3 protein-coding genes are annotated in these 4,402 nt (G+C 72.5%); all 3 read right to left on the minus strand.

Annotated elements, in window-relative coordinates; translation table 11 throughout:
- On the minus strand, positions 1 to 1,365 hold a 1,365-nt coding region (locus PLP61_RS15155; protein WP_324503593.1), incomplete at its 3' end, for a DUF7059 domain-containing protein.
- 17 nt (positions 1,366 to 1,382) lie between these two features.
- The gene (locus tag PLP61_RS15160; protein WP_324503594.1) at positions 1,383 to 3,689 is read right to left on the minus strand and encodes a sodium-translocating pyrophosphatase; all 2,307 of its coding nucleotides are present in this window, start codon (positions 3,687 to 3,689) and stop codon (positions 1,383 to 1,385) included.
- Between the two features lie 135 nt (positions 3,690 to 3,824).
- Positions 3,825 to 4,163, minus strand: coding sequence for an anti-sigma factor antagonist (locus tag PLP61_RS15165; RefSeq protein ID WP_324503595.1), 339 nt, complete (start codon positions 4,161 to 4,163; stop codon positions 3,825 to 3,827).
- Positions 4,164 to 4,402 lie beyond the last annotated feature (239 nt).

Here is a 4,402-nt window from a genome sequence, read left to right on the forward strand (position 1 = left end):
CCCGGCCGCGACGGTGTCCACGGCCCGGGCGCGGCGCAGACCGCGCTGCTGCCGGAGCAGGGTCGTGGCCGGGCCCTCCCCCCCGGCCCGCCCCACCGTCTCCTGCTGCGCGGCGGGGCGGACCACCGGCCGGGCCGCGAGCAGGTCGGGGGTCGCGGCCAGCGCGTCGACCGCCCCCGCCCACGCGGCCAGGGCCGGGGCGACGGGCTGCTCGACGGCGTACGGCCAGTCCAGGAACGTGGTGGTGGGCCGGCGGGTGGATGCGCACCGGCGCAGGTTGACCCAGCCGAAGCCGACCGCCTCCACCCCCTCCCCCTCGAACCAGGACAGCCAGGTGTCGTAGCGGCGGGTGTAGTCCGCCGCGCCGTGGTGGCCGGAGTCCTTCAGCCACAGCTCGACGTACTCCGCGGGGTCCAGCAGCTCCCGCTGGACCACCAGCGCGTCACAGGTCCCGTCCAGCCAGCCGGCCAGCCGCTGGTCCCACGCGACGTCGCGGTGCACCACCCAGTTCGCCAGGACCTGGCACCAGCCGCCCTCGTTCAGGTGGCCGGGCGCCGCGCGGACCAGGTGCTCGACCACCCGGTCACCGGGCAGCCCGGAGTCGCGGTAGACCAGGCGCTCGCCGGTGGCCGGCGAGATGACGAACGGCGGGTTCGTCACGACCAGGTCGAACTGCTCCCCGGCGAGCGGCTCGAAGAAGGACCCCGACCGCACCTCGATGCCGGCCCGGCCGTTGAGGGCGGCGTTGAGGCCGGCCATCCACAGGGCACGGCGGTTGACGTCGGTGGCGACCACGTCGCGGGCGTGGGTGGCCAGGTGCAGCGCCTGCACCCCGCAGCCGGTGCCCAGGTCGAGCGCCCGCCGGACCGGGTCACGCAGGGTGAGCCGGGCCAGCGAGGTCGACGCCGGGCTGATGCCCAGCACGTGGTCGGCGCCCACCCGGGGCCCGGCCCCGTCCAGGCCCGGGGTCAGGTCCGAGACCACCCAGAGGTCGTGCTCGCCGGCGGCGTCGGACGCGGCGTACGGCCGGACGTCCAGGCCCGCCGCGACCTCGCCGACGGTGGTCACCAGCAGCCCCTCGACGGCGAGCCGGTCCACCAGCCCCGGGAGCGCACGCTCGGCGTGGCTGCGGGGCACGGGGACCTGCAGGAGGAACAGGCGGGTCAGGGTCTCCAGCGGTGTGCCGCCACCGGTACGGCGCACCCCGGGGGTGGTCTCGTTGCGACCCAGGGCGGCGTGCGCCGCCGGACCGAGCAGCCCGGCGACGGCGTCGTGGGTGTAGCCCGCCCCGCCGAGCGCGTCGCGCAGCCGAGCAGCCAGCTCGACCGGCACCGCCGGGACGTCGGGGTGGCCCACCGACGACACCGCCGCCGACCGTCGGGTCAGCGCGGGGTCGTGGCCGGGACGTCCTCGCTGCCGATGGCCACCTCACGCTGCTTGGAGAACAGCACCGCGCCCACGATGATCGCCACGGCGACCAGCGCGATCGTGATGCGCAGCGGGTCGTTCGCGTCCTTGCCGACCCCCATCGAGACGACCGCTCCGGCGATCAGCAGGGACACCAGGTTCATCACCTTGATCAGCGGGTTGATCGCGGGGCCGGCGGTGTCCTTGAACGGGTCGCCCACGGTGTCGCCGATGACCGTCGCCGCGTGGGCGTCCGAGCCCTTGCCGCCGTGGTGGCCGTCCTCGACCAGCTTCTTGGCGTTGTCCCAGGCGCCGCCCGAGTTCGCCAGGAAGATCGCCATCAGGACGCCCGCGCCGATCGCCCCGGCGAGGAAACCGGCCAGCGCGGTGACGCCGAGGCCGAACCCGACCGCCACGGGCGCGAGGACCGCGAGGAGGCCCGGCGTGATCAGCTCGCGCAGGGAGTCCTTGGTGACGATGTCGACGACCTTGCCGTACTCGGGACGTCCGGTGCCCTCCATGATCCCCGGGATCTCGCGGAACTGCCGGCGCACCTCGAAGACCACGGCACCGGCCGCCCGGCCGACGGCGTTGATCGCCAGACCGGAGAACAGGAACACCACCGAGGCCCCGAGCAGCACCCCCACCAGCACGCTGGGGTTGAACACCTCGAAGCTGAGCAGGTGCAGCTCGTCGGCGCTCGGCTTGGCGTCGACCAGGGCGTCGGCGACCGAGGTGGCGTAGGAGCCGAAGAGCGCGGTGGCGGCGAGCACCGCCGTGGCGATGGCGATGCCCTTGGTGATCGCCTTGGTGGTGTTCCCGACCGCATCCAGCTCGGTGAGGATCTTGGCACCCTCGGGGCTGACGTCACCGGACATCTCCGCGATGCCCTGGGCGTTGTCCGAGACCGGGCCGAAGGTGTCCATCGCCACGATCACGCCGACGGTGGTGAGCAGACCGCAGCCGGCCAGCGCGACGGCGAACAGCGAGACGGTGAGCGTGGCACCACCCAGCAGGTACCCGCCGAACACCGCGGCACCGATCACCAGCGTGGTGTAGACCGCGGACTCGAAGCCCACCGACAGCCCGGAGAGGATCACCGTCGCCGGTCCGGTGAGCGAGGTCTTGCCGACGTCCTTGACCGGACGGTGCTCGGTGCCGGTGAAGTAGCCGGTGAGCGCGAGGATCCCGGCCGCCATCACGATGCCGATGACCACGGCGACGGAGGCGATGACCCGCGGGTCCCCCTCGGCTCCGGTCATGTCGGTGCCCACCACGTTCGTGAACCCGCCGAAGGAGGAGGGCAGGTAGACGAACGCCAGCACGACGGACGCGACCGCGCCGATGGCGGCGGAGATGTAGAACGAGCGGTTGATCGTCTTCAGGCCGTTCTCCCCGGCGCGGGGGCGCGTGATGAACACGCCGAGCACTGCGGTGATCGCACCGATGGCGGGGATCAGCAGCGGGAAGACCAGGCCCTTGTCGCCGAAGGCCTGCGAGCCGAGGATCAGCGCGGCGACCAGCGTGACGGCGTAGGACTCGAAGAGGTCCGCCGCCATGCCGGCGCAGTCGCCCACGTTGTCACCGACGTTGTCGGCGATGGTCGCGGCGTTGCGGGGGTCGTCCTCGGGGATGTTCTGCTCGACCTTGCCGACCAGGTCGGCGCCCACGTCGGCGGCCTTGGTGAAGATGCCACCGCCGACCCGCATGAACATCGCCAGCAGCGCCGCCCCGAAGCCGAAGCCCTCGAGCACGTGCGCCGCCTTGTCCTTGAAGATCAGGACGACGGCGCTGGCTCCGAGCAGGCCGAGGCCCACCGTCAGCATGCCGACGAACGCACCGGTGCGGAAGCCGACGTTCATCGCGGTGTCACGACCGGAGTCGTTGGCGGCCGCAGCCACCCGCAGGTTCGCGCGCACGGCCAGGGACATGCCCAGGTACCCGATCGAGGCAGAGAACCCCGCCCCGAGCAGGAAGAACAGCGAACGGCCCACCCGCACCGCGGCGTCGTCGGCCGGCAGCGCCAGCAGCACGAAGAACGCCACGGCGGCGAAGATGCCCAACGTGCGGAACTGCCGGGCGAGGTAGGCGCTGGCGCCCTCCTGCACCGCGAGGGCGATGTTCCTCATGTTGTCGGTGCCCTCCCCGGCGGAGAGGACCTGCTGGCGGAAGACCAGCGCCATCGCGATCGCGCCCAGCGCGATCAGGGCGACGACGACCACCAGCCACAGGTTCGTCCCGGTCAGGTCTACTTCCACGACTGCGGGAAGGATCCCGGCCATGTGTTCCTCCTTCAGGAGTGATGCGGGTCGCGCGAACGTGCGGGAGTCTACGCACGGCGAGGGGCGCCCCGTCGAACGGGTGTGGCCGTGCTCACCCACCCTGACCGAGGCGGGCAGCCCGGGGAGGCCGCCCGGTCAGTGGTCGGCGAGGGCCGACTCGGTGGAGCCGTGGATGGCGAACACCTTGGCCAGACCGGTGATGCGGAAGATCTTCAGCAGCCGGTCCTGGGTGCACACCAGCTCCAGGGAGCCGTCGTGCGCGCGCACCTTCTTCAGGCCGCCGACGAGCACGCCGAGCCCGGTGGAGTCCAAGAACTCCACGCCCTCCATGTCCACCACGATGTGGTAGCGGCCGTCGGCCACCAGCTCGGTGATCTGGTCCCGCAGCTTCGGCGCGGTGTAGACGTCGATCTCACCGCCGACGGAGACGATGGTCCTGCCATCGACTTCCCGCGTCGTCAGGGTCAGGTCCACGCTCTGCTCCCTCGCCAAGGCACCGCTGGTCAGCAGTATCAAACCATGCGGGGCGCCCCAACACCGAGCATCGCTCACAACCCTGTCGGGCACGCGTGTCGGACGGGTTTGCCAGACTCGCCGGCGTGGCACCCGGACAGCAGGGCGACGGTCGGCGGACGCGCGGTCCGCAGCGCCGGGCACGCGACCTCCTGGAGCGCCTGGTCGCCGGGCCCGGCCGGGCCGACCGGCTCGTCCAT

The sequence above is a fragment of the Nocardioides sp. genome (genome assembly GCF_035429765.1).
Taxonomy (GTDB): domain Bacteria; phylum Actinomycetota; class Actinomycetes; order Propionibacteriales; family Nocardioidaceae; genus Nocardioides.

What these genes read in the sequence shown, in the direction of transcription:
- PLP61_RS15160 (WP_324503594.1), bottom strand. Translation starts at nt 3,689, where the DNA reads ATGGCCGGGATCCTTCCCGCAGTCGTGGAAGTAGACCTGACCGGGACG.